Origin of the sequence: Streptomyces silaceus, assembly GCF_001419745.1 — a bacterium.
Taxonomy (GTDB): Bacteria; Actinomycetota; Actinomycetes; order Streptomycetales; family Streptomycetaceae; genus Streptomyces; species Streptomyces silaceus.
This window is the reverse complement of the sequence record NZ_LIRJ01000498.1, coordinates 1-3373: the sequence shown is the minus strand read 5'-3', so window position 1 is coordinate 3373 and position 3373 is coordinate 1. Positions and strand designations below refer to the sequence as shown.

3 protein-coding genes and 3 tRNA genes are annotated in these 3373 nt (G+C 72.6%); 4 read left to right on the top strand and 2 right to left on the bottom strand.

From position 1 onward, the window contains the following. Positions 1-11: 11 nt before the first annotated feature. On the bottom strand, positions 12-572 hold the full coding sequence (locus AOK22_RS35295; RefSeq protein ID WP_055702784.1) for a hypothetical protein: 561 nt from the start codon (positions 570-572) through the stop codon (positions 12-14). Between the two features lie 123 nt (positions 573-695). After that, positions 696-1046 carry a metallopeptidase family protein gene (locus AOK22_RS35290; RefSeq protein WP_193433263.1) on the bottom strand — a complete coding sequence of 117 codons (351 nt, stop codon included), beginning with the start codon at positions 1044-1046 and terminating at the stop codon, positions 696-698. A 71-nt stretch (positions 1047-1117) separates the two neighbouring features. On the opposite strand from AOK22_RS35290, the gene AOK22_RS35285 reads away from it, so the two are divergent. The 4 genes from AOK22_RS35285 to AOK22_RS35270 all read left to right on the top strand — a co-directional run bounded on the left by AOK22_RS35285 (position 1118) and on the right by AOK22_RS35270 (position 3033). Further along, the gene (locus AOK22_RS35285; RefSeq protein ID WP_055702783.1) at positions 1118-2668 is read left to right on the top strand and encodes a metallophosphoesterase family protein; all 1551 of its coding nucleotides are present in this window, start codon (positions 1118-1120) and stop codon (positions 2666-2668) included. A gap of 80 nt (positions 2669-2748) precedes the next feature. After that, positions 2749-2821, top strand: a tRNA-Glu gene (locus tag AOK22_RS35280). 39 nt (positions 2822-2860) lie between these two features. Continuing rightward, positions 2861-2935, top strand: a tRNA-Asp gene (locus AOK22_RS35275). A 24-nt stretch (positions 2936-2959) separates the two neighbouring features. Next, positions 2960-3033: transfer RNA gene (locus AOK22_RS35270), tRNA-Phe, on the top strand. The last annotated feature ends 340 nt before the right edge of the window (positions 3034-3373 follow it).

Here is a 3373-nt window from a genome sequence, read left to right as displayed (position 1 = left end):
CCCCCGAGCCCCTACCGGGGCCCCACCTGGGGCGACGGCTCGCGCTCCCCGATCCCGTCGTCCCGCCGCTGCAACTGTGCGTCCTGCCCCGATCCCTCCGACGACGACGGCTCGGGCGTGGTCGGATCCGGCGTCGGGGTGGGCGTGGGCTTCGGCTCGGTCGGCGTGGGCTTCGGCGGCGTCGGGGTCGGCTTCGGCCGCGTCGGCGTGGGCTTCCCCGGCTTGCCCGGCTTCGACGGCTCCGCGGGGGCCGACGCGTCGGCGGACTCCGAGGGCTTCGCGTCCCCCGAGGCGGACTCGCGGGCGTCCGGCGCGTCCTTGCCGTGCTTCCCCTTGCCCTTGCCCTTCCCCTTGCCCCGGCCGCCGCCCTGCCCGCGCTCGTCGCCGGCGTCGAGGTCGCCGCCCTGCGTCACGGGCCCGCCGTCGGGCGCGGCCGCCCCGCTGCGGTGCCCGGCGGAGCGCCCCGGCCCCGGGGCGTTCCCGTCGTCGTCGCTGACGCTCATGCAGCCCGCCGTCGCCGCGACGGCCATCGCGACCACGGCCCATCGGACGGGTACGTACAACTGGCGCACGGCCGAGCACCTCCTGAGGCGCTGAGAATCGGGACGCCCTGCCCAACTCCCGCGGCCCGCAAGAGGACACGGACCTCCACCCCTGCCCGCGCCGCCCCCGCACACCAGGGCGGACGCCCTCGCTCACCCGTACCCGAGCGCGTGCAGCCGGGCGTCGTCGATGCCGAAGTGGTGGGCCACCTCGTGCACCACGGTGATCTCCGTCTCGGCGACCACGTCCTCGCGCGACGCGCACATCCGCAGCGTCGGACCGCGGTAGATCGTGATGCGGTCCGGCAGGACGCCCGCGTACCACTCGCCCCGGTCGGTCAGCGGCGTGCCCTCGTAGAGCCCGAGCAGCTCGGGGTCGTCAGCGGGCGGCTCGTCCTCCACGAACACCGCGACGTTGTCCATCAGCCGCGTCAACTCGGGCGGAATCCGGTCGAGCGCCTCGGCCACCAGTTCCTCGAACTCCTCGCGCGTCATCTCCAGCACGCACCCATTGTCGGCCACGGCGGCCGTCCCGTCCCGGCATACCCGTCCCTCCAGTTGGGCATACGGGACCAATGGCACGCGACGTCACGGTCGTCCTGCACCGCGTACGGAGGGCGGGTGCCGCCCTCGTCCGCCACTACCGCGCCCGCCGCACCCACCCCGTCACCGAACTGGTCAGCCCGCCGCACCCCTACGCCCGCGCCCTCGGCCTGATCACGGTCGTGCTGCTCGGCGCCTGGCTCGGCCTGCTGATCGTGGGCAGCGTGCGCGCGCCGGTCGGCCCCATGGACACCCGGATGACGCTGCGCCCGTCCGTGTCGGGCGGCACGAAGATCAACGTCTCTCCGCTCGGCGCCCTGGAACTCCGCTCCCACACCGCCCCCATCCGGCTGGACGTCGACGTGGACCGCCTGGACCCGGTGCGCTCGCAGGCCCTGGTGGACCACCCCGAGCGGCTCTCCGGGCTCCAGGAGGAGGTCGCGCGCGACGTCGGGCACGGCACGCTCGACCTGGCCGTGCGCTCCTGCGTCGCCGTCGTCTCGGGCGCCACCGCGCTCGGCCTCGCCGTCTACCGCCGCCCCCGCCGCGCGCTCGCCGCGGGCGGTCTGGCCCTCGCCCTGCTCGCCGCGTCGGGCACGGCCGCGTACGCCACCTGGAACCCGAAGTCCGTCCTGGAGCCGAAGTTCTCCGGCCTGCTCAGCAGCGCCCCCTCCGTGGTCGGCAACGCGCGCAGCATCGTGAGCGAATTCGACGTCTACCAGCAGGAGTTGGCGCGCCTGGTCACCAACGTCACCAAGCTCTACGACGTGACGTCCACGCTCCCCACGTACCAGCCGGACCCCACCACGATGCGGGTCCTGCACGTCTCGGACATCCACCTCAACCCGGCCAGCTGGAAGATCATCTCCTCCCTCGTCGAGCAGTACGACATCGACGTCATCGTCGACTCCGGCGACACCATGGACCACGGCTCGGCCACCGAGAACGCCTTCCTCGACCCGATCGCGGACCTCGGCGCGCCCTACGTGTGGGTGCGCGGCAACCACGACTCGCACCGCACCCAGCGCTATCTGGAGCGCTTCAAGAACGTGCACGTGCTCGACGACGGCAAGGCCGAGACCGTCGCGGGCCTGCGCTTCGCCGGCATCGGCGACCCGCAGTACACCCCCGACCGCTCGGTGAAGGCGGCCGGCGACCCGGTCGAGCGGATCGCCGGCATCCGGCTGGCCTCGGCCCTGCGCGCCGAGCGGGCGGCCGGCACCCCCGTCGACGTCGCGGTCGCCCACAATCCGACGGCGGCGCGCGGGACGGACGGCGAGGTGCCGCTGGTCCTCGCGGGTCACGTCCACCATCGGGAGATGGAGGTCATGGACAAGGGGACGCGGCTGCGCGTGGAGGGGTCGACGGGTGGCAGCGGGCTGCGCGCGGTCGAGGGCAAGTACCCCGACCCGGTCCAGGCGTCGATCCTCTATCTGGACCGTACGAGCAAGCGGCTGCAGGCCTGGGACGAGATCGAGCTGGGTGGGCTCGGCCTCACGAAGGCGGAGGTCAGCCGCCATCTGCCCAAGGAGAACCAGCCCGGGGCGACGCCTTCGCCGTCCGCTCCCAGCCCCTCTCCCTAAACCGTTTTGGCGATAGCTCCCCGCATCCCATATGCTTCTCACGTCCCCGACGCGCTGCGGCGCACACGGCGGGCCTCTTAGCCCTCATCGTCTAGTGGCCCAGGACGCCGCCCTTTCAAGGCGGTAGCACGGGTTCGAATCCCGTTGGGGGCACGCAACACCCTGTGCGAGACTTGTTCTCGCACAACGCTTGGTCCTGTGGAGCAGTTTGGAGTGCTCGCCACCCTGTCAAGGTGGAGGCCGCGGGTTCAAATCCCGTCAGGACCGCTTGCGATTCCTCGTGGATCGCGTGGCTGGGTAGCTCAGTTGGTACGAGCGATCGCCTGAAAAGCGATAGGTCGCCGGTTCGATCCCGGCCCCAGCCACTCTTTCCAGAAGCCCCGCCCCTCCGGCGGGGCTTCTGCCGTTTTCCCTCTCCCCCGTGCCCGGCACCGGTCGGCTGCGCCGGGCTGAAACCACCTTCATCGCCCCTCGGCACCGTGGGCTGTGCCCGCCTGCACCGGGCTTGGGGCCTCCTTTGTCGCCCCTTGGCACCGTGGGCACTGCCCACAGCGGGGACGGCTGGTTGCCCACCGGCCGCAACTTGCGGGGAACGGCCCCCACCGGGGCGCGCCCGCACGCGCGCCTGAGGGGACGTGGGGGTATGTGCGCACGGAGCGCCGAGCGTCATCTGGCGTCTTTGGACTTGAGGCGTGACGCAGGGCT